25 protein-coding genes are annotated in these 25,049 nt (G+C 69.7%); 15 read left to right on the forward strand and 10 right to left on the reverse strand.

Annotated features, from left to right (window positions below; genetic code table 11):
- Positions 1-4: 4 nt before the first annotated feature.
- Genes sctC through AC3WOE_RS05720 form a run of 3 tightly spaced genes read right to left on the reverse strand, consistent with a single transcriptional unit; the run spans position 5 to position 4,481 of the window.
- The gene (sctC, locus tag AC3WOE_RS05710; protein WP_492688926.1) at positions 5-1,819 is read right to left on the reverse strand and encodes a type III secretion system outer membrane ring subunit SctC; all 1,815 of its coding nucleotides are present in this window, start codon (positions 1,817-1,819) and stop codon (positions 5-7) included.
- Positions 1,816-3,792 (reverse strand): FHIPEP family type III secretion protein, encoded by a 1,977-nt coding sequence (locus AC3WOE_RS05715; protein WP_492688928.1) that lies wholly within the window; start codon positions 3,790-3,792, stop codon positions 1,816-1,818. Before AC3WOE_RS05715 ends, sctC begins: the two co-directional genes overlap by 4 nt.
- A complete protein-coding gene (locus tag AC3WOE_RS05720) occupies positions 3,789-4,481 on the reverse strand; it encodes a lytic transglycosylase domain-containing protein (RefSeq protein ID WP_492688929.1) in 693 nt (230 codons plus the stop codon). The genes AC3WOE_RS05715 and AC3WOE_RS05720 overlap by 4 nt, the downstream gene beginning before the upstream one ends.
- Before the next feature lie 369 nt (positions 4,482-4,850).
- Here AC3WOE_RS05720 and AC3WOE_RS05725 point away from each other — a divergent pair, with 369 nt between their 5' ends.
- The 9 genes from AC3WOE_RS05725 (at position 4,851) to AC3WOE_RS05765 (ending at position 11,651) form a co-directional block, all read left to right on the forward strand.
- Complete coding sequence (locus AC3WOE_RS05725) at positions 4,851-6,068, forward strand: EscU/YscU/HrcU family type III secretion system export apparatus switch protein (protein ID WP_492688930.1); 1,218 nt, start codon at positions 4,851-4,853, stop codon at positions 6,066-6,068.
- A gap of 4 nt (positions 6,069-6,072) precedes the next feature.
- On the forward strand, positions 6,073-6,360 hold the full coding sequence (locus AC3WOE_RS05730; protein WP_492688932.1) for a FliO/MopB family protein: 288 nt from the start codon (positions 6,073-6,075) through the stop codon (positions 6,358-6,360).
- A complete protein-coding gene (locus AC3WOE_RS05735) occupies positions 6,357-6,989 on the forward strand; it encodes a GNAT family N-acetyltransferase (RefSeq protein WP_492688934.1) in 633 nt (210 codons plus the stop codon). Before AC3WOE_RS05730 ends, AC3WOE_RS05735 begins: the two co-directional genes overlap by 4 nt.
- A complete protein-coding gene (locus AC3WOE_RS05740) occupies positions 6,986-7,681 on the forward strand; it encodes a DUF6683 family protein (RefSeq protein WP_492688936.1) in 696 nt (231 codons plus the stop codon). Before AC3WOE_RS05735 ends, AC3WOE_RS05740 begins: the two co-directional genes overlap by 4 nt.
- Before the next feature lie 159 nt (positions 7,682-7,840).
- A complete protein-coding gene (locus AC3WOE_RS05745) occupies positions 7,841-8,551 on the forward strand; it encodes a hypothetical protein (protein WP_492688938.1) in 711 nt (236 codons plus the stop codon).
- A 77-nt stretch (positions 8,552-8,628) separates the two neighbouring features.
- Positions 8,629-9,663 carry a TolB family protein gene (locus AC3WOE_RS05750; protein WP_492688939.1) on the forward strand — a complete coding sequence of 345 codons (1,035 nt, stop codon included), beginning with the start codon at positions 8,629-8,631 and terminating at the stop codon, positions 9,661-9,663.
- Between the two features lie 141 nt (positions 9,664-9,804).
- The gene (locus tag AC3WOE_RS05755) at positions 9,805-10,770 is read left to right on the forward strand and encodes a TolB family protein (RefSeq protein WP_492688941.1); all 966 of its coding nucleotides are present in this window, start codon (positions 9,805-9,807) and stop codon (positions 10,768-10,770) included.
- Positions 10,743-10,901, forward strand: a complete 159-nt coding sequence (locus tag AC3WOE_RS05760) for a hypothetical protein (protein WP_492688942.1) — start codon at positions 10,743-10,745, stop codon at positions 10,899-10,901. Before AC3WOE_RS05755 ends, AC3WOE_RS05760 begins: the two co-directional genes overlap by 28 nt.
- 27 nt (positions 10,902-10,928) lie before the next feature.
- A complete protein-coding gene (locus AC3WOE_RS05765; protein WP_492688943.1) occupies positions 10,929-11,651 on the forward strand; it encodes a DUF6683 family protein in 723 nt (240 codons plus the stop codon).
- A gap of 4 nt (positions 11,652-11,655) precedes the next feature.
- Here the strand turns inward: AC3WOE_RS05765 and AC3WOE_RS05770 are convergent, their stop codons facing one another.
- The 3 genes from AC3WOE_RS05770 to AC3WOE_RS05780 form a co-directional block, all read right to left on the reverse strand.
- The gene (locus tag AC3WOE_RS05770) at positions 11,656-12,195 is read right to left on the reverse strand and encodes a hypothetical protein (protein ID WP_492688944.1); all 540 of its coding nucleotides are present in this window, start codon (positions 12,193-12,195) and stop codon (positions 11,656-11,658) included.
- Positions 12,196-12,205: 10 nt separating this feature from the next.
- Positions 12,206-13,849: a LysM peptidoglycan-binding domain-containing protein gene (locus AC3WOE_RS05775; RefSeq protein WP_492688946.1), complete on the reverse strand. Its 1,644-nt coding sequence runs from the start codon at positions 13,847-13,849 to the stop codon at positions 12,206-12,208.
- 207 nt (positions 13,850-14,056) lie between these two features.
- Positions 14,057-14,827, reverse strand: coding sequence for a DUF1521 domain-containing protein (locus tag AC3WOE_RS05780; protein WP_492688947.1), 771 nt, complete (start codon positions 14,825-14,827; stop codon positions 14,057-14,059).
- Between the two features lie 131 nt (positions 14,828-14,958).
- Between AC3WOE_RS05780 and AC3WOE_RS05785 the strand changes: the two genes are divergently transcribed.
- From AC3WOE_RS05785 to AC3WOE_RS05795, 3 genes are all read left to right on the forward strand, one after another.
- Complete coding sequence (locus AC3WOE_RS05785; RefSeq protein ID WP_492688948.1) at positions 14,959-15,480, forward strand: DUF1697 domain-containing protein; 522 nt, start codon at positions 14,959-14,961, stop codon at positions 15,478-15,480.
- 110 nt (positions 15,481-15,590) lie between these two features.
- Positions 15,591-15,875 carry a hypothetical protein gene (locus AC3WOE_RS05790; protein WP_492688949.1) on the forward strand — a complete coding sequence of 95 codons (285 nt, stop codon included), beginning with the start codon at positions 15,591-15,593 and terminating at the stop codon, positions 15,873-15,875.
- 138 nt (positions 15,876-16,013) lie between these two features.
- Entirely contained in the window at positions 16,014-16,832 is an 819-nt protein-coding gene (locus AC3WOE_RS05795) for an alpha/beta fold hydrolase (RefSeq protein ID WP_492688950.1), read from the forward strand.
- Here AC3WOE_RS05795 and AC3WOE_RS05800 read toward each other — a convergent pair.
- The 3 genes from AC3WOE_RS05800 to bglX form a co-directional block, all read right to left on the reverse strand.
- Positions 16,802-18,103: an ABC transporter ATP-binding protein gene (locus tag AC3WOE_RS05800; RefSeq protein ID WP_492689213.1), complete on the reverse strand. Its 1,302-nt coding sequence runs from the start codon at positions 18,101-18,103 to the stop codon at positions 16,802-16,804. The two genes, AC3WOE_RS05795 and AC3WOE_RS05800, sit on opposite strands and share 31 nt — an antisense overlap.
- Positions 18,100-19,827 carry an ABC transporter permease gene (locus AC3WOE_RS05805; protein WP_492688951.1) on the reverse strand — a complete coding sequence of 576 codons (1,728 nt, stop codon included), beginning with the start codon at positions 19,825-19,827 and terminating at the stop codon, positions 18,100-18,102. Before AC3WOE_RS05805 ends, AC3WOE_RS05800 begins: the two co-directional genes overlap by 4 nt.
- Positions 19,828-19,946: 119 nt before the next feature.
- Positions 19,947-22,205, reverse strand: a complete 2,259-nt coding sequence (gene bglX / locus AC3WOE_RS05810; protein ID WP_492688952.1) for a beta-glucosidase BglX — start codon at positions 22,203-22,205, stop codon at positions 19,947-19,949.
- 106 nt (positions 22,206-22,311) lie between these two features.
- Here bglX and AC3WOE_RS05815 point away from each other — a divergent pair, with 106 nt between their 5' ends.
- Positions 22,312-23,142: an AraC family transcriptional regulator gene (locus tag AC3WOE_RS05815; RefSeq protein WP_492688954.1), complete on the forward strand. Its 831-nt coding sequence runs from the start codon at positions 22,312-22,314 to the stop codon at positions 23,140-23,142.
- Positions 23,143-23,333: 191 nt separating this feature from the next.
- Complete coding sequence (locus tag AC3WOE_RS05820; protein ID WP_492688955.1) at positions 23,334-23,552, forward strand: hypothetical protein; 219 nt, start codon at positions 23,334-23,336, stop codon at positions 23,550-23,552.
- 97 nt (positions 23,553-23,649) lie between these two features.
- Here AC3WOE_RS05820 and ribA read toward each other — a convergent pair whose 3' ends face one another.
- Positions 23,650-24,264 carry a GTP cyclohydrolase II gene (gene ribA, locus AC3WOE_RS05825; protein ID WP_492688957.1) on the reverse strand — a complete coding sequence of 205 codons (615 nt, stop codon included), beginning with the start codon at positions 24,262-24,264 and terminating at the stop codon, positions 23,650-23,652.
- A gap of 87 nt (positions 24,265-24,351) precedes the next feature.
- Here ribA and AC3WOE_RS05830 point away from each other — a divergent pair, with 87 nt between their 5' ends.
- On the forward strand, positions 24,352-25,047 hold the full coding sequence (locus AC3WOE_RS05830; protein ID WP_492688959.1) for a dienelactone hydrolase family protein: 696 nt from the start codon (positions 24,352-24,354) through the stop codon (positions 25,045-25,047).
- Positions 25,048-25,049 lie beyond the last annotated feature (2 nt).

Consider the following 25,049-nt stretch of genomic DNA (forward strand, 5'->3'; position numbering starts at 1 on the left):
CGGACTACTCCTGCTGCGCGGCGCCCTCGCCGCCCGTCGAGCCGGCGGGTGCGGCCGGGTTGGCTGGATTCACGAGAGGCTGGCGGGCTCTTTCCATCACGTCGGCCGTGGCCTTGCTGCTGGCCAGTCGGGGCGTGATGAGGAACATGCGTTCGATGCGCTGGCCGCCCTTGCGCTGGGTCTTGAAGAGATTGCCCAGCAGCGGGATGTCGCCCAGCAACGGCACCTTGTCGACGCCGGCCGTGGAGCTGTCGCGCACCATGCCGCCGATCAGCAGGCTCTCGCCCTCGGAGATCAGGGCCTGGGTGTTGATGCCCGAGCGCTCGACGATGGGCAGGTTGTCCACGCTCTGGCCGGTCAGGCCGCCGTCCTCGATCTGCACCAGCAGCTTGATGCGGGCCGGCGCTTCGTCGCCGTCCTTGAACACATGCGGCGTGACGCGCAGCCGCGTGCCGGCGGTGACGTTGAAGAGGTCGACGTCCTCGCGGCCGGCGACGCGCACGTAGTAGGTCGAGCTGTTGTCGAACACCGCCTCGACGTTGGAGAGCGTGACGACCTGGGGGCTGCTGACGACCTTGGCGGCGCCGTCGCTCTGCAGGGCGGTGATGCGGGCGACGAAGGGGTAGCGGTCCCCGATGACGGCCGAGATGACGCCGCCCTTGGCCGAAGGTGTCGGATCCTGCTGGCCGTTGAGGCGGGTGTCGCTGGCCGTGCCGTTGCCGAACATCAGGCTGGACAGGCCGTGGTTGTAGCGCCAGTTGATGCCGAGCTCGCGCATGCGGTCGGTGTTGACGTCGATGATGGTGGCCTCGATCTCCAGCGACTGCGGCTCGACGTCCAGCGACTTGATGAGGGCGGCATAACGGTCCAGCCGCTCGGGCAGGTCGCGCACGATGACGGCGTTCAGGCGCGGGTCGGCCTCGATGCGCGGCGCGAAGTCGGGCGGTGCCGGCGGCTCGGCGGCCTCAAGCGCCGGCTGGCCGTAGCCGACCTGGCTGAGGGCCGCGACCAGGGTGTCGGTGCCGCGCATGGCGGGGGCGGCTTCGTCCACCAGGCCCAGCGTCGTCGTGTTGCGCATCGCGCCGCCGCGGGCGCGCTGGCTGCCTTGGGCGCGGGCGGGGTCGGCGGCCACGGCGGTGCGGGCCTGGCGGGGCTGGCCGGTCAGCGAGCGCAGGATGCTGGCCACGCCGGGCAGGGTGGTCTGCTGGCCGCCGAAGCTCATCGGCACGTCCTGGGCCCAGGCATAGCGCAGGTAGAAGATGCGGTAGTCGGGCAGGGGCTGCTGCTGGGCCGGTGCCCAGGTCTTCATCGCGACGGCCGTGGTGCCGGGGCGCACCTGGCGGACCAGCTCGTCCACCTGCTGCACGAAGCGCTTGGCGCCCACGGCCAGCAGGGCGCCGTCGTCGCTGAACTTCAGCGTGTTGCGGGCATCGGGCAGCTGCAGGGCCTGCGCGGCGCGCTGCACCTGGGCGGCGGCGGCGGGCGTCAGCAGATAGCTGCGCGTCTGGGTCTCGCCGGCCGGTGCGATGTAGAGCACGCCGCCGTCGTAGTAGCTGAGCAGGTTGTAGGCGCGGCTGAGGTCGCGCAGCAGCTTGGCCGGCGTGCCCTCGAAGCGGCCGTTGACCTGGCCCTGCACGCCGGTGGCGACGACGGGGATGTCGCTGCCCGAGAACAGGCCTTGCAGGAACTGCTCGATGGGCTGGTCGCGGGCCTCGAGCTTGACGGGGCGCAGGCCTTCCGGCAGCGGGGCGGCCAGCAGGGGCGCAGCTTGGGCCAGCAGCAGCGTGGCGGCTGCTGCGATCTTGAGGATGGAGGTCATGCGGCGAGCAGCGCGGCCTGCGGGGCAGGCGCGTCGATTCTGGGTGGGGGCAGATGCAGCAGCGGCGTCAACCGCAGCGTGGGCAGCAGCTCGTGGAAGGACAGCACCGGCGTGTCGAAGCACTCGGTCTCGATGAGCTTGCGCAGATGCCAGCGCAGGTCGATGGCGCAGACCAGGGCCTGGGGCTTGAGCGCCTCGACCTGGGCCTGGACCTCGGCCGCGAACTGGCGGGCCACGTCGGGCGAGATGGCGAGCTGGGTCACGCCGCCGCTGACGTGCAGGTTCTGGCGCATCAGGTTCTCGAGCTCGGGCGACAGCATCAGGGCCCGCAGCTCGCCACCCGGGCAGATGCGGTGGTGGGTCTGGCGGCGCAGCGCGATGCGCGTCATCTCCGTCAGGGCCTGCACGTCCTTCTCGCGCTGGCTGGCATCGGCCAGGGCCTCGAGGATGTCGCGCAGGTTGCGGATGGAGACCTCCTCGGAGACGAGGCGGCGCAGCACCTCGGTGACCTTCTGCACCGGCAGGGCGCGCAGCACTTCCTTGACCACATCGGCCAGCTCGGCCTGGGCGCGGGTCAGCAGCTCGCTGGTCTCCTGGATGCCGACGAAGAGGGCGGCGTTGCGGCGCAGGGCCTGCTGCACCTGCCGGGCCAGGGCTCGCGGGTCGCCGCTGATGTCACCTTCGGACAGCGGCACCTCATGGGCCAGCAGGCGCCAGCCTTCACGGCCGAGGCGGCCGTGCAGGGCCAGGCGCGGCAGCGGCAGGCCCTGGTCGAGCTGCAGTTCGTCCAGCATGGTCTCGATGGCGCGCGTCACGGCGATGCCGCCGTCGCCGAGCAGGGACTGGGGCAGCTCCAGCAGCAGCGGCACCGAGGGACGCACGCGCGGCTGGGCCGTCTTCAGCGCGCTGGGCTCGGGCTTGTGGCGCCTGGGGCCGAGCTCGGGCATGTGCTGGGCCAGCCAGTCGCGGCCCCAGGGCGTCAGCATGACGCCGGCCGTGCCGAAGATGATGGCCAGCAGGCCGAAGACCAGCGGCGGAAAGCCCGGCACCGTGGCCAGCAGCAGGCAGATGCCGGCGGCCATCAGGTGCACGCGCGGCTTGGCGCCGAGCTGCTTGCGGATGGCGTCGCCGAGATGGCGGTCGTTCTCGTCATCGTTGGTGCGCGTGACCAGCAGACCGGCGGCCATGGCGCCGAGCAGGGCCGGGATCTGCGCCACCATGCCTTCGCCGATGGACAGGATGGAGTAGCGGTGCACCGCGTCGGCGAGGTTCAGGTCCTGCTGCAGCACGCCGATGGCCAGGCCGCCGAGCAGGTTGATGAGGATGATGACGATGCCGGCGATGGCGTCGCCTTTCACGAACTTCATCGCGCCGTCGAGGCTGCCGTGCAGCTTGCTCTCCAGCTCCAGCGTGCGGCGGCGGCGCTTGGCCTCGTCCTTGTCGATGAGGCCGGAGCGCAGGTCGGAGTCGATGGACAGCTGCTTGCCCGGCATCGCGTCCAGCGAGAAGCGCGCCGCCACCTCGGCCACGCGCTCAGCGCCCTTGGCGATGACGATGAACTGCACCACCGTGATGATGAGGAAGACCACCAGGCCCACCACCAGGTTGCCGCCGGCCACCAGCTTGCCGAAGGTGGCGATGATGTGGCCGCCGTCGGCGTGCAGCAGGATGAGGCGCGTCGTGGCGATGGACAGGGCCAGCCGGAACAGCGTCGTCATCAGCAGCACGCTGGGGAAGACCGAGAATTCCAGCGGGCCGGCCACGTAGACGGCGATCAGGATCAACACCAGGCCGGAGGCGATGTTGACGGCCACCAGCAGGTCGATCAGCCACAGCGGCAGCGGCAACACCATCAGGGCGACGATGGCGACGATGCCGGCGACCAGGAAGAGGTCGCTGAAGCGGGCGATCAGGCCCTCGCGCGGCCGGTCGGTCGCGGCGAAGTAGCCGGAGAGGCCGTCCCTTGCGCTCATGCAGGGGCTCCAGAGAAGCGGCGGCGCAGTTCGGCGTAGACCGCCATCACGTCGCGCACATAGGCCTGGGTCTCGGCATAGGGCGGCACGCGGCGGCCATGGCGCTCGACTGCGCCCTCGCCGGCGTTGTAGGCCGCCAGCACCAGGCGCAGGTCGTTGCCGAAGCGGGCCTGCAGCTGCTTCAGGTAACGGGCCGAGGCTTCCAGATTGCCTTGCGGCGTCAGCAGCTCGCGATCGGCCTGGGCCAGACCCATGCTGCGGCCGGTGGCGGGCATGACCTGCATCAGGCCGCGCGCGCCGGCCGGCGAGATGGCCTGGCTCTGGTGGCGCGACTCGATGTGGGCCACGGCGTGCAGCAGCAACGGGTCGATGTCGTGGCGCTGGGCCACCTCGGCCATCAGCGGTGCCAGCGCGCGGATGCGGGCCTGGCCGACGCTGTCGCGGCTGGTCGGCAGCGGTGTGGCCTCGGCGAGCGGGGTCGGCCGCGGCATGACGGGTGCCGCGACCGGCTCGGCGACGACCGGCTCGGGCTCGACGACGGTGGGCAGGGGCGCAGGCGTGCGCACCAGCGTCGCCAGGCACAGCTTCTCCGCCAGCGCGAAGCCGCTGGCGCCCGTTGCCGGGGCGCCGTCCAGCAAGGCTTCGGCCGAAAGGGATGGGCAAGCCGGCGCCGCCTGGGCGCTCCACATGCCAACACCTAACGCGGCGGTCGCCATGACCTGGCAGATCCGTTGGAGTCCGAACACCTGTTGTCTTCCCTGTTTTTGGACGGGCGGACTATGCGGGCAAGGTCTGCGGCCTTGTTGACCATTGCAAGCAGAAGTAACTGACTGACCCGTAGACATCGCTCCTTTGTATGTATCGATGGCCCCCCCACGTTTACGCGTGGAAACATCTGCTGCACCGCCGCAATGCCGGACCGGGCATCGTTCGCTCCCGCCTTGCCAAGCACCACCCCGTGGGCCGCAGGGCGCGAGGCCCCCTAGAAGTAGGTCTGGCCTGAAAACAAGTTTTCACAAACCCCGTTTGCACCCCCTAGAAATAGGTGTTAGGGAGCCATGGCCGACGACAGCGGCGACAAGACCGAACAGCCCACGCAGAAGCGCCTGCAGGACGCCCGCAAGAAGGGTGACATCGCCAAGGGCAAGGAGCTGACGAGCACGGCGACGCTGCTCGTCTGGCTCGTCATGGGTGCGTTATGCCTGCGCCTGGGCTGCGAGCGCGTCACCGCCTTGTGCGAGAGCCTGTTCGCGCGTGTCTCGGCCGGCTGGCGCGAGGAGGGCTTCGGCCATGTCGCCGCGTTGCTGGGCTGGCAGAGCGTGGAACTGACCGTGCTGCTGGTGGCCCTGCTGGTCATCCCGGTCGCGGCCCTGGGCACGCTGGTCGAGTTCCTGCAGGCCGGGCCGGTGCTGGCCTTCGAGAAGGTCGCGCCCAAGCTCGAGCACCTCAACCCGGCCGACGGCCTGAAGCGCATGTTCTCGCTGGACAACCTCGTCGAGCTGATCAAGGGCATCCTGAAGACGGCGCTGCTGCTGGGCATAGGTTGGGCGGTGGCCAGGCTGCTGCTGCCCGACGCGATGCGGCTGGCCCTGGACACCGCGCAGCCGGCCCAACATCTCGGCGGCCTGATCTGGGAGGGCACGGTCAAGACCCTGGCCTGGACGGTCGGCGTGTTCTTCGGTGTGGCCTTCCTGGACACGCTGTGGACCCGCCACCGCTTCACCAAGAAGATGCGCATGAGCATGCGCGACATCAAGCAGGAGATGAAGGAGAGCGAAGGCGATCCGCATCTGAAGCAGCAGCGCAAGCAGGCCCATGCGGAATGGAGCCAGCGCAACCAGCAGGCCGCGGCGCGCGGCGCCAATGCCCTGGTCGTCAACCCGACGCACGTGGCCATCGCCATCGACTTCGAGCCCGGCCGCTGCCCGGTGCCGACCGTCAGCGCCAAGGGCGAGGACCATGTCGCCCGCGCCATGCGCGAGGCCGCCGAGGGAGCCGGCGTGCCCATCGTGCGCAACGTGCCGCTGGCCCGCGAGCTGCTTGCGCGCTGCGAGGAGGGGGAGGTCATTCCACCCGACCTCTTCGACGTGCTGGCCGAGGTCATCGTCTGGGCCGAGGGCGTGCGCGAGCAGCTCAAGTGGGAGGCCGGGCGCGCCGACCCTCACCGGCGCCACGAGATGCCTGCCGAGCCGCCACGCATGCGGCCGGCCCCCGGCGAAGACCTGACCCCTCATCCTGACCTGGACCCGCGCGCCGTGCCGGCCGAAGCCAATTGAAGCCATGCAAGACCTGATGCTCAACCTCGCCAGCACCGTCGTGGCCCTCGCCTTCGTGTTGCTGCTGGCCTGGGTGCTGATCCGCGGCTGGCGGCGGCTGCAGAACCTGGGCGGCCGCGTGCCCGGCGCCGATGGCGAGGCCCTGCGCTTCGTGCGCGCCCTGCCCGTCGGCGCGCGCGAGCGTGTCGTGCTGCTGGACCATGCCGGCGAGCGCTGGATGCTGGGCGTCACGGCCGGCGGCATCAGCCTGCTGGCGCGCTGGCCCCTGGGCGAGGCGGAGCGCCAGCCATGACGGCCTTTGCGCATCAGGACGCCCGGTTGCGGCTGCGCGAGTTCGGCGCCGGCGATGCGGCCGACATCCAGGGCCTGCATGCCGACCCGCGCGTGCGCGCCCTGCTGCCCGACGAGCAGCCCCTGCACGAGCTGCGCTGGGCCCAGGCCTTCACCGCCTGCCTCGGCGACTTCTATCGCCGCCATCCCGGTCTGGGCATCTGGCGCTGCGCCGTGCCGCTGGACGACACGGCCGAGCAGTTCGCCGGCTGGTTCAGCCTGATGCCGGTGCAGGCAAGCCTCGGCAGCCCGGTCCAGGCCGGTGAAGCCGAGCTGGGCAGCCGCCTCAGGCCCGAGCATTGGGGCAGCGGCCTCAGCCTTGCGGGCGGCGAGGTGCTGCTTCGCCATGCCTTCGAGACCCTCGGCCTGCCGCGGGTCTGGGGCATCTGCCATCCGGACAACCGTGGCGCCCGTGTCTGCCTGCAAGCCCTGGGCTTCACGCCGCGCAGCACGGCCCTCTACGAAGGCCAGCCCTCCGAGCACCATGCCCTGGACGCCGCGACCTGGTCGGCCGTCCGCACCCTCAGCCGCCGCGACCGCCTGCGCCGGGTCCGGCGTGCGGTCCCACCCTCAACCCTCGCCCCGTCATGACCACCTCCGCCACTCCCAATTCCTGGCAGTCCGCCCTCGGCCAACGTCTTGCACAAGCGCTGGAGCAGTCGCGCTTCGCCCATCCACCGCTGGCCGACGCCGCCGCCGGCAGCGACCTCGGCACGACGCGCTGGCGCCTGCCTTCGCGCGTGGCCGAGCCCACCACGGCCGCCGCGGCGCTGCGCGAAATGCTCGGCACCCCGGCCCAGCCCAGCCTGGTGACGCATTGCCTGCAGCACTACCGCAACCAGCTGGCCGCCGGCCGCGCCGAGGACGACCTGGGTGCGGCCCTGGCCGCCTACCTGGGCGCCTGCCGCCAGGCCTTCGACCACGAGGCGCTGACGCCGCAGCGCTGGCAGGCCATCACGCAATGGGTCAAGGCCTGGGTCATCGACGAACTGCCCTGGGACGACGCACCGCTGGCGCAGCGTCAGGACGCCTTCGAGCGCTTCGCCGTGCTGGCGGTGGCTCTGGGGGAGTGGACGGTACAGGCCAGCCGCCAGGGCAGCGCGGCCCAGGCCTCGGCCACCTGGATGGCCCGCAACAGCTTGGCGCGCCAGCTCGGCCTCGACCTGCCCGCGCTGTGTGCCGCGCTGCGCCAGCTCGACACGCCGACTGCGGCCAACCCTAGCGTGGTTGGCGCCGAAATAGGAGCGGCCGCATATAGGCAGCCCGGGACCGAGCCCGTTTAATCAAACCCGTCAGCGCCGCAGAGTTTGCTCAGAAAACCTTGCCGACAAGACACGCAGCGAAGCCGGTGTTTTTTCAGTCGCCACCGGATTCAGATGCTCCGAAATTCACACATCAATGCGGCAAGGCTTTGCCGCAAAACCCAACTTTTGGAGATCGACATGGGATCAGCAGTTAGCAGCGTTTTCGGCGGCGGTGGCTCGGGTGGCATCCTGGGCGCCATTGGCGGCATCGTCGGCGGCATCTTCGGCGGCCCGCTGGGCGCCATGATCGGCCAGGCCATCGGCGGCATGCTGCAGCAGGCCATCGGCAACGGCGCCAACAGCGCCGTCGACACCCTGGTCAAGGAACATGGCATGCCCAAGTTCCTGGGCGAAGAAGTCAAGTCCACCATCGGCCAGGTCATCAACCAGCTGACGCAGCAAAGCCAGCAAGGCGTTTCTCACGAAGCCCAGGGCGCGGCCCAGCAGAACTTTGGCGGCGCCATCAAGCAGTGGGAATCCGACTTCTCCAACCAGATCGTCCAAGGCGTGCTGGACCAGCTGCGTGCCCAAGGCGGCGGCAGCACCAAGGGCACCAAGGGCACTTCCGGCGGCGGCTGGCTGCAGGCCATCGCCTCGGTGATGGGCCAGGCCCTGGGCAACAAGGCCAAGGAAATGGTCAACCTGTCGCAGCAGATCAATGATGCCTCTGCCGCCAAGGCCAGCGCCAAGCAGGGCTCGTCCGAGCAGGCCGAGCAAGCCGACAAGTTCAACAAACTGATGACCGAATTCCAGGCCACCAGCCAGGAATACAACTACCTGAACAGCGTCTTCACGACGGCGCTGAAGGGCCTGGGCGAAGCCCTGTCCTCGATGGCTCGCAAGCAGTAATCGATCCGTTCATCGGAGCTACAGCGGAGGGGCCTGGCCCCTCCCTTTTGCGTTTCTGAACCTGGAAATCCATTGTCATGAATCACTTCGGTCGCGTCGCAAGCGTTCTGCTGGCCAGCCTGTTCCTGTTGACCGGATGCGGTGGCGGCGGCGGTGGTGGTGACCCCGCGCCCACCAGCCCGACCAACCCGACCACGCCGCCGCCCGCTGCGACGCTGGCAGGCAGCATCTGGCATTCGGACTCCGACATCAGCGATACACAAGGCACCTTCGTCTCGGACCTAATCACCGGCAATTCGGTCAAGGTCGATGCGGACCGATGGTCGGTGCCATCGGCCGACGCCAGCCGCCTGATGCACCGTGCCTACACCTCGCAAGGCTCGGTCGGTGACGAGACGCGCGTCATCGTGCGGCGCGTCAGCGACGGCCAGACGCTGGCGGACCTGACGGTCGACGGCTATGTCGGCGACCTGTCGCCGTCACCGAAGAGCGCCGACCAGGTGATGGCGCCCTGGGCCGAGTCGATCAACGCCTCGCGCAGCAACATCGTCTACGACATTGCGCAGCAGAAGCTGCTGTTCGCGACACCGATCAGCAGCCGTCCCGACGCCATCTCCTGGCTGCCCGATGGCGCCGTGCTGCGCGTGAAGGCCTCGGGCGAGATCAGCAAGGTGGTGCTTGGCGGCGCGGAGCAGCCGCTCGCCACGGTGGCCTGGCCGGAGTCGCGCGTGGTGCAGGCGGTCTATGCCAGCCCCGACGGCAGCAAGGCCCTGGTGCAACTGGCCGCACTGCACAGCACCGGCTCGGTCAGTGGCGTGGACCTGTGGATGATGAATGTCGACGGCAGCGGCCTGCGTCGCTTCACGAAGAACGACCTGATCTCCAACGCCTTCTGGTCGCCGGACGGCAAATACGTGGCGTTCAGCAAGGACACCGGCGTCGTCTGCACGGAGTCGACCTGCCAGGGCAGTTGCACGGTCTGGTACGCCGACGCCGGCGCGTCCGACGTGGTTGCCGTCGAAGGATCGAATGACGCGCAGCGCTTCTCGGTCAAGCGCACCAACGGCACGACGAAGAACCTGAGCTGTCCGGTCATGGCATGGACGCGCTGACGCGGCTGCATCCAGCGCATCGTTAGGGATTTGGAATCGCCGGGCTCCCGGCTCCAATCCGGCTGACGAATCACGCGGACGGGCGATTCAGCGAATCGCCCTTTTTCATTGGAACTCCTGCGATTGACAGCCTTCCAGGTCTTGACCCGCTTCGCCGCCCTGCTGGCCGGGTGGGTCGCGTTCGGCGCGGCTCAGGCCGCCGGCTCCATGTCCGGCACGCTGTGGCATTCCTACCGCGACCTCAGCAACCCGCAAGGGACGTTCGCGACCAATCCCGTCACGGGCCAGACACGCCGGGTCGCGCCGGAAAAATCGGGAGCGCCCTGGCCGGACGGCAGCCTTTACCTGCTGCGTGACTACAGCTCCCAGGGGTCCAGCGGCGACGAAACCCATCTGATCGTCAGGCGCAGCAGCGACCAGGCCACCTTGTTCGACCAGGTGGTCGACGGCTATATCGGAGAGAACGCTCGCCCTTCACCACTCGGTCGCCCCCAGATCCTCGTGGATTGGGGTGCAACGATCTTTGCCGACCGCGGCCCGGTCGTCTATGACCTGCAGCTGCGCCGGCTGCTCTACGTCACCCGGCCGAGCAAGACGCCGGACGCGCTGTCCTGGATGCCCGACGGCAGCTTGCTGCGCGTGCAGCCTTCGGGCGAGGTCAGCCGCATCGTGCTGGGTGGGGCGGAGCAGCGCGTTGCCACCGTCCGATGGCCTGAAGCGCGGCTGCCGCAAGCCCTGTACGTGAGCCCCGACGGCAAGCGGGCGCTGCTTCAGCTGGCGGCGCTGCGCGACACCGGATCGGTCAGCGGCGTGGACCTGTGGATGATGAATGTCGACGGCTCCGAGCTGCGGCGCTTCACGAAGAACGACCTGGTCGCCCATGCCTTCTGGTCGCCGGACGGCCGGCAGGTCGCCTTCGTCAAGGACACCGGCGTGTCCTGCAGCGATTTCAATTGCCGGGGCAGCTGCACGCTCTGGGTGGCCGAAGCCACGGCATCCAATGTGGTGGCGGTGACGCCGTCGGGGGACGCCCAGCGGGTGCCGCTGAAGCGGCCCGACGGGTCCATGACCACGGTGAATTGCCCGGCCATCGCCTGGACCCGCTGACGCGTGCGCTTCGCCCCCTCCAGGCGGCCCAGCGCGGCCACTACCAGCCCAGCGGCTTCGTGCTGCAGCTGGACTGCGACGACAGCAAGACCGTCCATGTCGGCAGCGGCAGCTACAGCCTCGACAAGTGATCCTCTTCCCTTCTTCACGGAGTCCCGATGTTCCGACTGCACCTCACTTCCCTCCGTCTCGCCGTGGCGGCGCTGTGCTGCACGGCGGGCCTGGCCGTGGCCCAGGTTGTGCCGGCGGTCAGCCTGGCCGAGCAGATGCGCGGCATGTTGGCCAAGCCCGCGGCTGGCGGCCTCGCCGCACCGGCCGCGCCGGTGTTCAGCCCCGCGCCGGCGGTCACGTCGGCCAGCGCCCTCGCTGCCCTGAATGCGCCCCTGGTCGTCAACGGCCCGGCGCAGGTCCGGCAGTCGGCCAGCGAGCTCGCACAGCGCTTCCCGGCCGCGCAGCGCAGCGCCATGACCAAGGCCTATGAGGAGTCCTTCATCTTCTGGCAGAAGCTCGAGACCCAGCTCGGCCTGACGCCCAACGACGTCGCCGCCGGCGTGGCCGCCTTCATCGCCGGCAACTACAGCGCCTTCATGCAGCAGCCCGTGCCGGACGAGGACTTCAAGTCCCTGGTGCTGCAGATGCAGGGCACGCTGGCCCGCAACCCGGCCTTCACCCAGAGCAGCCCGGCGGCCAGGCGTGCGATGTTTGAGCAGTTGGCCATGGTGGGCACCTTCATGGTGGTCTACCGCGAGCACCTGAACCAGAAGCCCAACCCCAGCGAAGAGGTCAACTTCCGCAATGCCGCCAAGGCCAATCTGGAAGCGGCGCTGGGCCTGGGCGTGGAGCGCATCCAGATCGGCCGGCAGGGCCTGGTGGCGCGCTGAGGGTTTACAGATAGGTGCCGGTGGCCGACATCTCGAGCCGGTAGACGGCGTCGATCAGCCACTGCTCGCGCCGGTAGCCGCGCAGCGCGTTCTCGGTCTGCATGCCGCGCGCCCAGGCCAGGGCTGAGGCGGTGGCGCTCTCGACGCGCCCACCGAACAGCTGCTGCGTCATCGCCCAGAAGTCCGCGTCGCTGAACACCTCCGGCACGGGGCTGCGCAGCAGCACCTTGGCCTGGGTCCAGGGCGTGTCGAAGAAAGGCTGCTCGGGATCGAACAGCCGCGCCGGGTAGCTCTGCAGCACGTCGCTGACGTGGTCGACGAACAGGCCCTCGGCCTGCTCGCGGTACTCGCGAGCGCGCCAGGGGCGCCACCAGCGGCTGGCCGGCTGCCAGGCCCAGATGCGGTCGGGCCAGGTGGGGCGCCAGCCCGACCAGCAGCGCGAGCCCAGCAACGCGCGTCGCTGGGCTTCGGGGCAGCCGGGCCAGGCCTTCTCCAGCGCGGCCTGCAGCTCGGGCGGCAGGGCTTGCAAGTCGAGGTCGGGCATGGCCCGGACCTTACCAGGGCTTGATGGCGTTCCAGGCCTTGGAGGCGCCGTCGCTGACCGACTGCAGGCCCGAGGCCAGCGCATCCTTGGCCGTGCTGGTGAAGCCGGTGGCCTTGTCGAGGGCGCCGATGGCGTAGTGCACGCCGACGCCGACACCAAAGCCGACGACGGCGCCGACGGCCGTGCCCGCCACCGGCACCACCGAGCCCACCGCGCCACCCACCCAGGCACCCGCCGCACCGGCCGCGAAGGCGGTGCCGGTGTCCACCACCGTATTGGCCACGGCGCGCGAGCCGCTGATCTCGCCGGCGCGGTAGGCCTGCACATTGCCGTAGCCGCTGACGCCGGCCTGCACCAGCGCACCGACGGCGCCACCAGCCTTGACGAGGCCCATGCGCGGCGCCAGCAGGTCGACCGCCTTGGCCGCACTGCCGCCCACGGCAGCATTGGTGGCCGTGGCCTGCGCGACCTGCCCCGCGTTCACGCCCTCGCCGCGTGCCGCACGCACGCCAGCGTCGATCAAGGTTGCCGCCGCGCCGCCCACCGCGCCGTAGCGCGTGGAGGCGGCACGCGGATAGCCCTCCTGGGCACCCGTGAGGCTCTGGCGCACGCGGCCCAAGCGGCCATCCACCGCCTTCTCCGGCCCCTGGTTGGCGGCGCTGAGCGGGCGGCCGGGCTCGCTGGCCTGGGCCAGCCTGGGCGCATCGTTGGGCTTGGCCCTGATCTGCATGGGCGGCCGGTCGCCCGCGTTCTTGACGAGAGGCCCGTTGGTGTAGGTGCGGGTGTCCGTCGGCATGGGCTGGATGCCCGCCGCGTTCCCGCTGGAGGCCAGGTTGCCGCCGGCGTCGTAGCGGGTCACGCGCAGCGGCGTGATCTGGCTCGCCTGGGCGTTGCGCGGCACGATGTCGATCTGGGCGTCGCAGGTGGCGGCCGGCGCACGCAGCGCGGTGGCGCCCATGTCCGAGGCGCCCTTGGCGGCCTGCTGCGGCAGCGTGTAGGGGTGCTCGCCGGTGAGCTGGTGCAGCAGGCTGGGCGACTTGCCGCCCTTGGGTTCGGTGAGGGCCTGCACGGGCAGTCCGACCCGACGCGCGCCTTCGGCGATGTCGCTGACGCCGCCCTTGCCGCTGGCATCGGGCGTGGCGCGGAAGTTCATCTCCACCACGCTCCGGTTCGCCAGCGGATGCTGGCCCGGCCCGGCATAGGCAGCGCCTTCGTGCAGCACGCTGGCCGCATCGGGGGCGGTGTAGATCATGCGCTGGCCGGGCGCGTTGTTGCGGCCCGGCGAGCCGAAGGTGTGGTTGAGCGCGCCCGCTTCGTGATCGGTGGAGACGGCACGGAACAGGTTGCCGTCGAAGGCCTGCTGCGGCGCCGCGCGACCCGCCTCGTAGGCCTTGGCCTGCAGGGCCTGCACCAGGCCCTCGCGGCCGCCCGCGGCGGAGATGCCGGCGATGGCGGGGCTCAGCTCGGTGGAGGCGTCAGGCAGCCTGACGTGCTGTCCGAGCGGCAGCGACTCGGCCTGGGCCAACTCGGGATTGGCCTCGCGCAGGGCGTGCTCGTCCACGCCGTGGCGCTGGGCGACGTCGGCGAGGCGGTCGCCGCGCTGGGCGTAGACGGTGGTCTCGGGGGGCGGGGGCGGCGCGGCGACGGGCCGCATTCCGCTCGCTTCTAGGGCTTGGAGCACAGGCATTCCTCAGGGGTGATCGGTCGCAAGGGCATTGCACGCTGGCCGGCGCGGCCGCGCCAGCTGCGGCTGGCCGCAATTCGGGGCAGCCGCAGCTGGGGTTGGCCGCAAGCGCGGCGCCATGAAGCACAAAAGAAAGAGCGGCCCTTGAGGGCCGCCCTGATGCCGGGGAAGCTTCGTTCAGGAGCCCAGGCGCGCCACCGTCAGCGAGAAGCGGTGGGCGTCGCGGGTGGACGGGGAACGGCTTTCGCCGGCATCCGCCAGGGCGCCCAGGAAAGCGCCGCTCAGCGAGGCCGACAGCAGGCCGCTGAACAGGTTGAGGGCGTTCTTCAGGAAGTCGCCGGCGCGCTTTTGCGTGCTGGGGTCGAGGCCGGGGTTGAGGTGCTCGTCGGTCTTGTTGATATAGGCCTGGTCGACCTTCTGGATGTTGCCGTTGCCGTCCACGGCCAGGAAGCCCGAGCCTGCCGGATTCTCCTGAAGCACATTGCCGTCCTTGTGCGTCCAGTCCAGCACCTGACCCCAGCCGGCGGCCTCGTCGATCTTGAGGTCGCCGACCTTGTTGGTATCCACGCCGCTGATCTCGACGCCGTAGTCGCCATTCGTGATGGCGACCTTGCTGGCCAGGGTCATGCCGTTGCCGGCATTCCACGGCGTGGTCTCGATGGTGACCTTGGTGCCGTCCTCGAGCTTGAAGGTCGTGGTGCCCCAGAAGTCGAAGGCGTGCTTGCCGTCGATGTCGACGTGCGGGTCGCCCCAGATGTTGTAGGTCTCGCCGGTGTTCTTGTTGTAGATGTTGACGTTGTTGTCGTCGCCGGCGGTGATGCGGTAGTTGTCGTTCTCGAACACGGCCTTGCCGCCTTGCATGCTGGTGCTGGCGTGGCTGGGGTTGGTGTTCGGCACGCAGGACATGGCGGTCAGCGAGGTGCTGCTGGCCGTCTGGATGGTGGTCATGGAGTTCTCCTCGTGGGTGTGTTTCAGTCGCCCGGCGATTGAATTCGCAGTCGCCGGGGCCCGCCAGCTGCGGCCGCCCGCAATTCGGGGCAGCCGCAGCTAGGGTCGGCCGCAGGCCATACTCCGCTCCCATGCCCCGTTATGTCGCCCTGCTGCGCGGTGTCAGCCCGATGAACGCCAAGATGCCGGAACTCAAGCGCTGCTTCGAGGAGGCCGGCTTCACCGATGTGAAGACGCTGCTGAGCAGCGGCAACGTCGCCTTCTCCACGGCGCGCTCCGCGTCACTCGCGACGCTGCAGCACCGTGTCGAGAAGGCGATGCTGGACGGCCAGGGCCACAGCTTCATGACGCTGGTGCGGTCGACGGCTCATCTGCAGCATCTGATCGAGGCCGATCCCTTCGCGGGCTTCAAGCTCAAGCCCGGCGCCAAGCGCGTCGTGACCTTCCTGCCCGCACCGCTGGCCGAGAGCCCCGTCAAGCTGCCGCTGACGCATGGCGAGGCCTGCATCCACGGCCTCGGCGGTGGCGAGGTCTTCTGCAGCTATGTGCCCGAGGCCAAGGGGCCGGTCTTCATGCATCTGCTGGAGAAGACCTTCGGCAAGGCCATCACGACGCGCACCTGGGAGACGGTCATCAAGTGCGCCGCGGCCTGAAGCGCGCGGCGGAACTCCCCATTTGCGGGGGGCGCGATGGTCTTCTTCACCTGCCTGGACGCTGCCGGCTGGCCAGAATGGCAGCCAGAGTAGTCGAAGGGAGCAGGACCATGACGAGCGCCATCCATTTCAAGCCCAGGTTCTGGGTGCAGGCCGGTGATCGGAGCTGGTACCCGGCGCCGTGGTGGGCCGAAACGTTCCCGTTGCTGGACGCCTTCGCCGACCCTGCGCACAGCCGCGCCGACCAGATCGCCCGCGCCCATGAGCTGCGCGAGATCGTCGAGCGGGGTGAACAGGTGCGCAGCGCCGCGCCCGGTGGCGCCCGCAAGGTCAGCGATGCGGTGCTGGCCGTCTACGCCCGGGCTGGCGTGAGCCACCTGTTGGCTCAGCACTGAGGGCGAGGCCGCCGGCCCGCGCGCCGGGCTTCTGCGGCCTGTGCCTGCCGGCGTGCAGCCTGTCGCATCGCCGTTGAGCTGAGAGCTGCGGCCGCAGAGCATGGCCGGATGCTCAACCCTCACACCCCTTCCCCAATCTTGCGCCGCGCGCTGGCCGGCCTGGCCCTTTGTCTGAGCCTGGCGCCCGTGCTGGCGGCGCCTTCCATCGACGCCGTGCAGGGCCGCCGCGTCGAGTCCCTGCGGGCCGGGCCCGCCTCGGGCGCGCCGGTGGTCGTCTTCGAGAACGGCGCGCGCATGACGCTGGACACCTGGACGGCCGTCACCGATGCGTTGTCGCGCGATGCGACCCTGTTTACCCACAACCGCGCCGGCTATGGCCAGAGCGAACCGGCCGAGGGGGCGCGCAGCGGCGAGGCCGTCGTCGAGGAGCTGCGTGCCCTGCTGGCGGCCAAGGGGCTGAAGCCGCCCTATGTGCTGGTCGGCCATTCCCTGGGCGGCCTGTACATGCAGTGGTTTGCGCGCCGCTACCCGCAGGAGGTGCAGGCCCTGGTGCTGGTGGATGCGGTCTATCCGCGCGTCATCAAGAAGCCCGGGGACTTCCCCTGGTATGCCCGCCTGGGCAAGCGTTGGCTGATGTCGCGCGCCGTATCCGACGAGGTGGACCAGATCCACGCCACCGGCGAGGCTGTGCTGGCCATGCCGCCCTTCGATGACTCGCGCGTCGTGCAGCTCTTCAACGTGCCCAAGGACAAGACGGCCGTGGCCGTGGACTTCGGCGTCATCGACGACAGCGCGGCGACGCGAGACCTGGTCCAGCAGCTCTACCCGCGCGCCCGCAAGCACATCGTCGACTCCGACCACCAGATCCAGACCGACAAGCCCGAGCTCGTCGTCGCGGCCATCCGCGAGGCCCTGACGCTGCGGCCTCAGTCGTCCTCGTCGGACTCCGGCAGGTGAATCAGGCCGGTGTGGAAGTCGTACTCGAAGACCTCGCCGTAGCGCGCCCATTCGATGGCCACGCGCAGCACGCGCTCGGCCTCGGCGGTGTCCATGCTGTCCATCAGCAGCTTCAGGAAAGGCTCTTCCTTCAGCTCGCCGTCGGCCTCCTGCTCGAGGCTGTGGCGGATGAAGGCGGCCAGCGGCACGTGTTCGAGCAGCTGCTGGCCGAACAGCTGGCGGCGGAACTCGTGGCTGCCGTCGACATAGCGATGACCCAGCGGCGTCATCAGCAGGTCGCCACCGCTGAGCTGGGCCAGGCCCAGGCGGTGCAGGGCGTCGGCCAGGGGCAGCAGCTCCTCGTCGGTGAGGTCGCTCTCCTCCACCAGCTGCGGCAGGTCGGCGCGGCCGCGGAAGGGGTCGCCCACCAGCAGTTCCAGCAGGCTCTCCATGCGGCCCACGTCGGCCTCGGGCAGGCGGTCGGACAGATGCGGCCTGGCCGGCTCTTCGGTGGCACCCGCGGTCGGCGAGGCGCTGGTCATCAGCTTGTAGACCTCGTCGATCAGCAGCCTCACCTCGGCGCTGTCGGCGCGGCGCGGGCGCGGCAGCGTGATGGGCAGCTCGGCGCGCACGCGGCCCGGGTTGCTGGCGAAGATCAGCACGCGGTCGGCCATCATGACGGCCTCCTCGATGTTGTGCGAGACCACCAGCATGGCCTGCGTGGGCATCTGGCCGCCGTCCCACAGCTCCAGGATCTCGTTGCGCAGGCGCTCGCCGGTCAGCACATCCAGGGCCGAGAAGGCCTCGTCCATCAGCAGTACGGCCGGCTGCATGACCAGGGCCCGCGCCATGCCGACGCGCTGGCGCATGCCGCCCGACAGTTCGCGCGGCAGGGCACCCTCGAAGCCCGCCAGGCCGATCAGCTCGATGGCGGCCTCGGCCTTCTGGGCCCGCTCGGTCTCGCCGACGCCGGCGGCCTCCAGGCCCAGCTCGACGTTCTGCTGCACCGTCAGCCAGGGGAAGAGGGCGAAGCTCTGGAAGACCATGGCGATGCCCTGGGCCGGGCCGAACAGCGGCTGGCCGCGGTAGTGCACGTCGCCGGCGTCGGCCGGGATGAGGCCGGCCATGATGCGCAGCAGCGTGCTCTTGCCCGAGCCCGACTGGCCCAGCAACGCGACGATCTCGCCCTTGGCCAGCGTGAAGTCCACGTCCTCCAGCACCGAGCGCAGGCTGCCGTCGGCGGACTTGAAGCCCTTGGCGACGTCCTTCAGTTCAATCAGCATGTCCATCAGAAGTGCATCCTTTCCTCGGCGATGCGGTAGAGGCGCCGCCAGACCCAGTGGTTCAGCGCCATCACGAAGATGCACATGACGCCGATGCCGAGGGCGATGCGCGGGAAGTCGCCCGCCGTCGTCATCTGCTGGATATAGCTGCCCAGGCCCTGGGCCTGCAGATTGGTGTCGCCCCAGCTGACGTATTCCGCCACGATGCTGGCGTTCCAGGAGCCGCCGCTGGCGGTGATGGCGCCGGTGACGAAGCTGGGGAAGATGGCCGGCAGCAGATAGCGCTTCCAGGCCAGCCAGCCCTTGAGCCCCAGGTTCTGCGCTGCCAGGCGCAGCTCGGTCGGGATGGTGGAGGCACCCGCCACGACATTGAAGAGCAGATACCACTGCGTGCCCAGGATGATGAGGGGCGACAGCCAGATGTCGGGGTTGAGCCGCCACTTGACGATCAGCAGCACCGCGACCGGGAAGACGAGGTTGGACGGGAAGGCGGCGAGGAACTGGGCGATGGCCTGCACGCGGCCGGCAATGCGCGGGTTCAGGCCGATCCAGACGCCGATGGGCACCCAGATCAGCGACGCGATGGCAATCAGCACCAGCACGCGCGCCAGCGTGTACAGGCCCAGCTTGAAGACATGGGCCGCTTCGCCCCAGCCGACCTCGGTGTGGATGAAGCTGACCAGGCGCCAGACGGCGAACAGCACCAGCGCAGCGATGACGGCGTCCCACGCGCGCGTCCACAGCGGGTTGGCGGCGCGCGGGCGCGAGCGGATGGAGCGGCCGTCGAAGCTCTTGCGCAGCGGCCGGAAGCTGGCGGTGATCCAGCGCCCCGGCCACTCGCCGAGCTTGCCGAGCAGCTCGGTGCGGCGCAGCCAGGTCAGCAGCCAGGACTGCGGCGCGTTCTCGCCGCCCGACTCCTCGAAGCGGAACTTGTCGGCCCAGGCCAGCAGCGGGCGGAAGAAGAGCTGGTCGTAGAGGAGGATGCCGATCAGCATGCCGAGGATGGCCCAGCCGATGGCGGTGAGGTCGCGGGCCTCGATGGCCAGCGCGATGTAGGAGCCCACGCCCGGCAGCTTGATGTCCTGGCCGGCCACCGAGATCGCCTCGGACGCGACGACGAAGAACCAGCCGCCGGACATGCTCATCATCATGTTCCACAGCAGGCCGGGCATGGCGAACGGCAGCTCCAGCCTCCAGAAGCGCTGCCAGCCCGACAGCTGGAAGATGTGGGCCGCCTCCTGCAGCTCGCGCGGCACGGTGCGCAGCGACTGGTAAAGGCTGAAGGCCATGTTCCAGGCCTGCGACGTGAAGATGGCGAAGATGGCCGCGCACTCCACGCCCAGCAGGCTGCCGGGGAAGAGGGCGATGAAGCCGGTCACCGTGATCGACAGGAAACCGAGGATGGGAATGGACTGCAGGATGTCCAGCAGCGGCACCAGCACCTTCTCGGCCAGGCGGTATTTGGCCGCCAGCACCGCGAACACGCAGGCAAACACCACCGACGCCCCCATGGCGATGAACATCCGCAGCGTGGTGCGCAGCAGGTAGTAGGGCAGGTAGGCGACGTTCAGGCTCAGCGGCAGCTGCTCGCCGACGTGGAAGGGGCGGGCCATCTGCGTGGCGGCCAGGGCCAGCAGGCTGAACCCGGCCAGCACGAGGGGCAGCAGCGCCCAGTCCCAGCGGTTGAAGCTGGCCTCGACGGCGGGGCGGGGGAAGAAGCGGCGGTCGGACATGACGGGGGCGAACAGAGCCGCGCAGCGTAACGCGCGCCTGCTGCGGGCTTGTGAAAGCCCCTGTCCCGGGACTTGCGGGCAGCTTGCGCCGCCCGCGTCAGCCCCGCATCAGCCCCGCTTCAGGGCGTCAGCCGGAATTGCGTGTGCGCCGTGGCGATCGAGCTGCCACCCACCCAGACGTCGAAGGCGCCGGGCTCGACGACCCAGGCCCGGGTGATCGGGCTCCAGAACTGCAGGGTCCCGCGGTCCAGCGTGAAGCTGACGGTCTCTTCAGCGCCTGCGGCGAGCTGGATGCGCTTGAAGCCCTTGAGCTCGCGCTGCGGCCGCGCCGCGCTGCCGGCGCGCTGGTGGATGTAGAGCTGCACCACCTCGTCGCCCGCCACCGCACCGGTGTTGCTCACCTTGACGCTGACCTTGATCGGCTCGCCGGCGCGGGTCGTGGCGCGGTCCAGCGTCGGCTGGCCGTAGCTGAAGCTGGTGTAGCTCAGCCCGTGGCCGAAGGGATAGAGCGGTGACGACGGCGCGTCGGTCGAATAGCGCGACGTGAAGTTGCGGTCGGTCTCGTCGGAGTGGGTGCGGTTGTGGTTGTAGTAGGCCGGCACGTGGCCGGTGCTGCGCGGCCAGGTGAGGGGCAGCTTGCCGCCCGGGTTGATGGCGCCGCTGAGCACGTCGGCAATCGCATGGCCGCCCTCGGTGCCCGGGAACCAGGCCTCGACGATGGCCGGCACATGGGTGCTGGCCCAGGCGATGTCCAGCGGCCGGCCGTTGAGCAGCACCAGCACGACGGGCTTGCCGGTGGCCACCACGGCCTCGAGCAGTGCCTGCTGGTTGCCCTGCAGCGCCAGCGACGCGACCGAGGCGGCTTCACCGCTCATGTTGGCGCGCTCGCCCAGCACCATGACCACGGTGTCGGCCTGGCGCGCGGCTTCCACCGCCTTGACGAGTTCGGCCTGCTGCTCGGCCGCGGGCATCAGCGCCGGCGCGGGCTTGCCGTCGCTGGCGTCCCAGGGCAGGGCGAAGGCGCGCTGCATGTCGCCGCCGCGCGAGAACGTCACCTCGGCCTGCGGCCAGCGCGCCTTGATGCCTTCCAGCACCGTGACGCCCGGGCCCTTCTCGACGGTCCACGAGCCCTTGATGTCCTCGCCGCTGTCGCCCAGCGGGCCGATGACGGCGATGCGCTTCAGCGCGGCAGCCAGCGGCAGGGCGCCGCCCTCGTTGCGCAGCAGCACGAGGGAGCGCTGCGCGGCCTCGCGGGCGGCGGCGCGGTGGCTCGGGTCGTTGAAGACGGCTTCCTTGCGGGCCGGATCGCCATAGGGTTGCTCGAACAGGCCCATGCGCAGCTTGACCGCCAGCACCTCGCGCACCGCGTCGTCCACCACGCGCAGGCTCACCTTGCCGCTCTTCACCAGGGCCGGCAGCTGGCGCAGATAGCTGTTGCTGGCCATGTCCATGTTGACGCCGGCCTGCAGGCCGCGCGCGGCGGCATCGGCGTTGTCGGCCGCGAAGCCGTGGTTCTCCAGCGACTGCACGGCGAAGGCGTCGCTGATGACAAAGCCCTTGAAGCCCATCTCGCCGCGCAGCACGTCGCGCAGCAGCCAGCGGTTGCCCGAGGCCGGCACGTCGTTGAGCGTCATATAGGCCGACATGACGGCGCCCGCGCCGGCGGCTATGGCGGCCTTGAAGGGCGGGAAGTAGACGTTGCGCAGCTGCACCTCGGGCACATAGACCGAGTCGTAGTCGCGCCCGCCGTCGGCGGCGCCATAGGCCGCGAAATGCTTGACGCTGGTCAGCACCCGCTCGGGCGTGCCCAGGGCCGGACCCTGGAAGCCACGCACCTGGGCGCGTGCCATGGCGACGCCGAGGAAAGTGTCTTCCCCGGCACCTTCGACGATGCGACCCCAGCGTGCATCGCGGGCGATGTCCACCATGGGCGAGAAGGTCCAATTGATGCCCGACACCCAGGACTCTTTCGCCGCGACGGCCTGGGCGCGTTCGACCAGCGCCGGGTCCCAGCTCGCGGCCATGCCAATCGGCACCGGGAAGACATTCTTGTAGCCATGGATGACGTCGTAGCCGAACAGCAGCGGGATGCCGAGGCGGCTTTCCTTGACCGCCACGCGCTGCAGGCGGGCGATGAGGTCGGAGTCGATGGTCCACAGCACCGAGCCCGCCTTGCCGGCGCGGATCAGCTCATCAGGCTTCTCCTTGTTCGGCCCGGGCACCTCGGCGCCGAGCTGGGTCAGCTGGCCGATCTTTTCGTCCAGCGTCATGCGCGCCAGCAGGGCCTGGGCGCGCTGGGCGATGGCGTCCGCCGCGAGGGCGTTGCCGGCCAGCAGGCAGGCACAGGCAGCCGCAACGAGCGGCGAGAGTCGGGCCATGGGGATGTCTCCTTCGATGTCTTGGGTCTGAACCGGCGGCGACTCTAGGGGCCGGGCCCGGGGCCCGTGAATCGCCGCACGGGCGATCCACCTATAACATCGGACGATGCGAGGCGTGATCGGATCGACCGGGCCCATGATGCCCATGACGGGCTACTTCAACAGCCGCTTCGAGCCGCGGCAATGGGTGGAGGGCAACCTTGCGCACTGGAACGGCTACTTCACGCTCAGAGGGAAAGGCGAGGTGCGCTTCGCCAACGAGACGGTGGAGACCGGCGTCGGCGAGCTGTTGCTGCTGGCTCCCGCCCACAAGCGCTCCTACCGCATCCCCGACCCGCAGACCGGCTGGGAGTTCTACTGGCTACATTTTCGGATGACGCCCCGCCTGGGCCAGCAGCTGGACTGGTTCGACCCGGCGCGGCGCTGGCAGGCCCATGGCGTGGCCGATGTGTCGCTGCGTGTCGAGCTGGCCTCGCAGCTGGAAGCGGCGCACCGCTTCAACCTCACGGAGCCCGACCTACCCCAGCGCGAGCCCATCGTCGAGGCCCTGCTCGAAGCCTTTGTGCTGCGCGTGGCCTCGGCCGAGGCCAGCCCCGGCGGCGCCAGTCCGGTGGACCCGCGCATCGAGCGCGTGCTGGAGCGCTTCCACTGCGACCTGGCCACGCCGGTCAACGTCGACCAGCTGGCCGAGGTCGCCGGCCTGTCGCGCTCGCAGTTCTGCCTGCTTTTTCGCCGTGGCACCGGCCGCTCGCCCCAGGCCTATATGGAAGACCGGCGCCTGGAGATGGCGGCCCACTATCTGCGCGCCACCGGCCAGCCCGTGGCCGAGGTGGCCGAGATGGTGGGCTTTGCCAGCCCGTTCTACTTCACGCAGCGCTTCCGCCGCCGTCATGGCTTGAGCCCCAGCGGTTACCGCGAGCAGCATCGCCGCGCTTGAGCTTGAACTACGACTCGTTGCGTCTCTGGCCACTTGCCACGCTCTCGTCGCCTAACGGCACAACTCGTCTCCAGCGCTTGCGCTTTGCAGTTGTATCCGGCACCTTCTCCTACAGGTCCCGGCCAGCATCGGCCTAAGGTGGTGAAGACGGCGGCGCGCGGTGTGCCGCCGATCTTTCTGAAGGAAACGTCATGGCCAACCAACGTCAATCCAGCGACAAGCAACAGTCCCAGCAGGGCGGTCAGAACCTGCAGCAAGGCGGTCAGCAGCGCGATCAGAGCCCCGGCCAGCAAAGCCAGCAAGGTTCCGGCAGCAACTCGCCTCAGCAGGGTGGCCAGTCCATCGATCGCGACAAGCCGCAGGACCAGCAACGCAAGTCCAGCCAGCAGCAGGGTTCCAAGAACCGCTGACTGCGCAAGGGCTTGCGGGTGAAGCGCCGTGAGGCGCCGACCCTGAGTTGACCGAACATCGGGCCAGGGCCGCGCAACAGCCCTGGCCTGTTTTCTTCTACTCGAAGAGATGACCCAGGTCGTGATGACCCATGGACTCGGCCTTGGTGCGCAGGTATTTCTCGTTCTCGGGGCTGGGTCGCGTCAGCGAGGCCTCGCGCTCGACCACCTCGATGCCGAACTCGGCCAGGGCGGCCATCTTCAACGGGTTGTTGGTCAGCAGCCGGATGCGGGTCACGCCCAGGGCGCGCAGCATGCAGGCTGCGGCGTCGTAGCGGCGCGCGTCGATGGGCAGGCCGAGCTGGGCATTGGCCTCGATGGTGTCGGCCCCGCCGTCCTGCTGGGCATAGGCACGCAGCTTCTGCACCAGGCCGATGCCGCGGCCTTCGTGGCCCCGCATGTAGACGATGGCGCCGCGGCCCTGGGCGGCGATGCGCTTCATGGCGCTCTCCAGCTGCGGCCGGCAGTCGCAGCGCAGCGAGCCGAAGACCTCGCCCGTCATGCATTCCGAATGCACGCGCACCAGCGGCGGCTCGTCGCCGGGCTGACCGGCAAGATCGCCCATGCTGAGCACGACATGCTCCTGGCCCGTGTCGCCCTCACGGAAACCGTGGATGGCGAACTCGCCATAGGGCGTCGGCAGGCGGGTGGAAACGATGCGTTCGATGTTCATGACGGGTGCCATTGTCGCCGTCCCGGGGAAAACCCGCTGTCGCCCAGGTTAGTCTTTTGCCCCCAACCGGCTTTTTCGGAGGTTCGCATGGCCCAGAGCATCCAGTTCAAGCGCCCCGACGGCGCGAGCACGCCCGGCTTTCTCGCCGCAGCGGCCCGCCCCCTGGGCGCCATCGTCGTCATCCAGGAATGGTGGGGGCTGAACGACCAGATCCGCGGCGTGGCCGAGCGCTTCGCCCAGGCCGGCTTCACGGCCCTGGTGCCCGACCTCTACCGCGGCAAGAGCACCGTCGAGGAGGAAGAGGCCCACCATCTGATGACGGGGTTGAACTTCGGCGATGCCGCCTCGCAGGACGTGCGCGGCGCGGTGAACCACCTCAAGAGCCTCGGGCTGGGCAGCGGCAAGGTGGGGGTCACCGGCTACTGCATGGGCGGGGCGCTGACGGTATTGGCGTCCACCCTGGTGCCCGAGGCCGACGCCGCCGTCGTCTGGTACGGCATGCCACCGCTGGAATTCGTGGACGCCAGCAAGATCAAGATCCCGCTGCAGGCCCATTGGGCCACCCAGGACGAGTTCTTTCCCATCGCCGGCGTGGACACCTTGGAGGCCAAGCTCGCCGCGGCCGGCGTGCGCTACGAGGGCCACCGTTATCTGGCCCACCACGGCTTCGCCAGCGAAGCCGCGCAAGGCCCTGGCCGCATCGCCAAGACCCAGTACGACGCCGCCTGGGCCCAGCAGGCCTGGGACCGGACGATGCGCTTCTTCGGCCAGCACCTGGCCTGAAG

Source organism: Roseateles sp. FW305-36, assembly GCF_058787015.1.

Excerpts from the sequence above, each read along its gene's own strand:
- AC3WOE_RS05725 (WP_492688930.1), top strand. The coding sequence starts at position 4,851 with ATGGCCGACGACAGCGGCGACAAGACCGAACAGCCCACGCAGAAGCGC.
- AC3WOE_RS05750 (WP_492688939.1), top strand. The coding sequence starts at position 8,629 with ATGAATCACTTCGGTCGCGTCGCAAGCGTTCTGCTGGCCAGCCTGTTC.
- AC3WOE_RS05775 (WP_492688946.1), bottom strand. The coding sequence starts at position 13,849 with ATGCGGCCCGTCGCCGCGCCGCCCCCGCCCCCCGAGACCACCGTCTAC.
- AC3WOE_RS05770 (WP_492688944.1), bottom strand. The coding sequence starts at position 12,195 with ATGCCCGACCTCGACTTGCAAGCCCTGCCGCCCGAGCTGCAGGCCGCG.
- AC3WOE_RS05765 (WP_492688943.1), top strand. The coding sequence starts at position 10,929 with ATGTTCCGACTGCACCTCACTTCCCTCCGTCTCGCCGTGGCGGCGCTG.
- AC3WOE_RS05745 (WP_492688938.1), top strand. The coding sequence starts at position 7,841 with ATGGGATCAGCAGTTAGCAGCGTTTTCGGCGGCGGTGGCTCGGGTGGC.
- AC3WOE_RS05805 (WP_492688951.1), bottom strand. The coding sequence starts at position 19,827 with ATGTCCGACCGCCGCTTCTTCCCCCGCCCCGCCGTCGAGGCCAGCTTC.
- ribA (WP_492688957.1), bottom strand. The coding sequence starts at position 24,264 with ATGAACATCGAACGCATCGTTTCCACCCGCCTGCCGACGCCCTATGGC.
- sctC (WP_492688926.1), bottom strand. The coding sequence starts at position 1,819 with ATGACCTCCATCCTCAAGATCGCAGCAGCCGCCACGCTGCTGCTGGCC.
- AC3WOE_RS05830 (WP_492688959.1), top strand. The coding sequence starts at position 24,352 with ATGGCCCAGAGCATCCAGTTCAAGCGCCCCGACGGCGCGAGCACGCCC.
- AC3WOE_RS05790 (WP_492688949.1), top strand. The coding sequence starts at position 15,591 with ATGACGAGCGCCATCCATTTCAAGCCCAGGTTCTGGGTGCAGGCCGGT.
- AC3WOE_RS05820 (WP_492688955.1), top strand. The coding sequence starts at position 23,334 with ATGGCCAACCAACGTCAATCCAGCGACAAGCAACAGTCCCAGCAGGGC.
- AC3WOE_RS05815 (WP_492688954.1), top strand. The coding sequence starts at position 22,312 with ATGCGAGGCGTGATCGGATCGACCGGGCCCATGATGCCCATGACGGGC.
- AC3WOE_RS05740 (WP_492688936.1), top strand. The coding sequence starts at position 6,986 with ATGACCACCTCCGCCACTCCCAATTCCTGGCAGTCCGCCCTCGGCCAA.
- AC3WOE_RS05720 (WP_492688929.1), bottom strand. The coding sequence starts at position 4,481 with ATGTGGAGCGCCCAGGCGGCGCCGGCTTGCCCATCCCTTTCGGCCGAA.
- AC3WOE_RS05785 (WP_492688948.1), top strand. The coding sequence starts at position 14,959 with ATGCCCCGTTATGTCGCCCTGCTGCGCGGTGTCAGCCCGATGAACGCC.
- AC3WOE_RS05730 (WP_492688932.1), top strand. The coding sequence starts at position 6,073 with ATGCAAGACCTGATGCTCAACCTCGCCAGCACCGTCGTGGCCCTCGCC.
- AC3WOE_RS05735 (WP_492688934.1), top strand. The coding sequence starts at position 6,357 with ATGACGGCCTTTGCGCATCAGGACGCCCGGTTGCGGCTGCGCGAGTTC.
- bglX (WP_492688952.1), bottom strand. The coding sequence starts at position 22,205 with ATGGCCCGACTCTCGCCGCTCGTTGCGGCTGCCTGTGCCTGCCTGCTG.
- AC3WOE_RS05780 (WP_492688947.1), bottom strand. The coding sequence starts at position 14,827 with ATGACCACCATCCAGACGGCCAGCAGCACCTCGCTGACCGCCATGTCC.
- AC3WOE_RS05715 (WP_492688928.1), bottom strand. The coding sequence starts at position 3,792 with ATGAGCGCAAGGGACGGCCTCTCCGGCTACTTCGCCGCGACCGACCGG.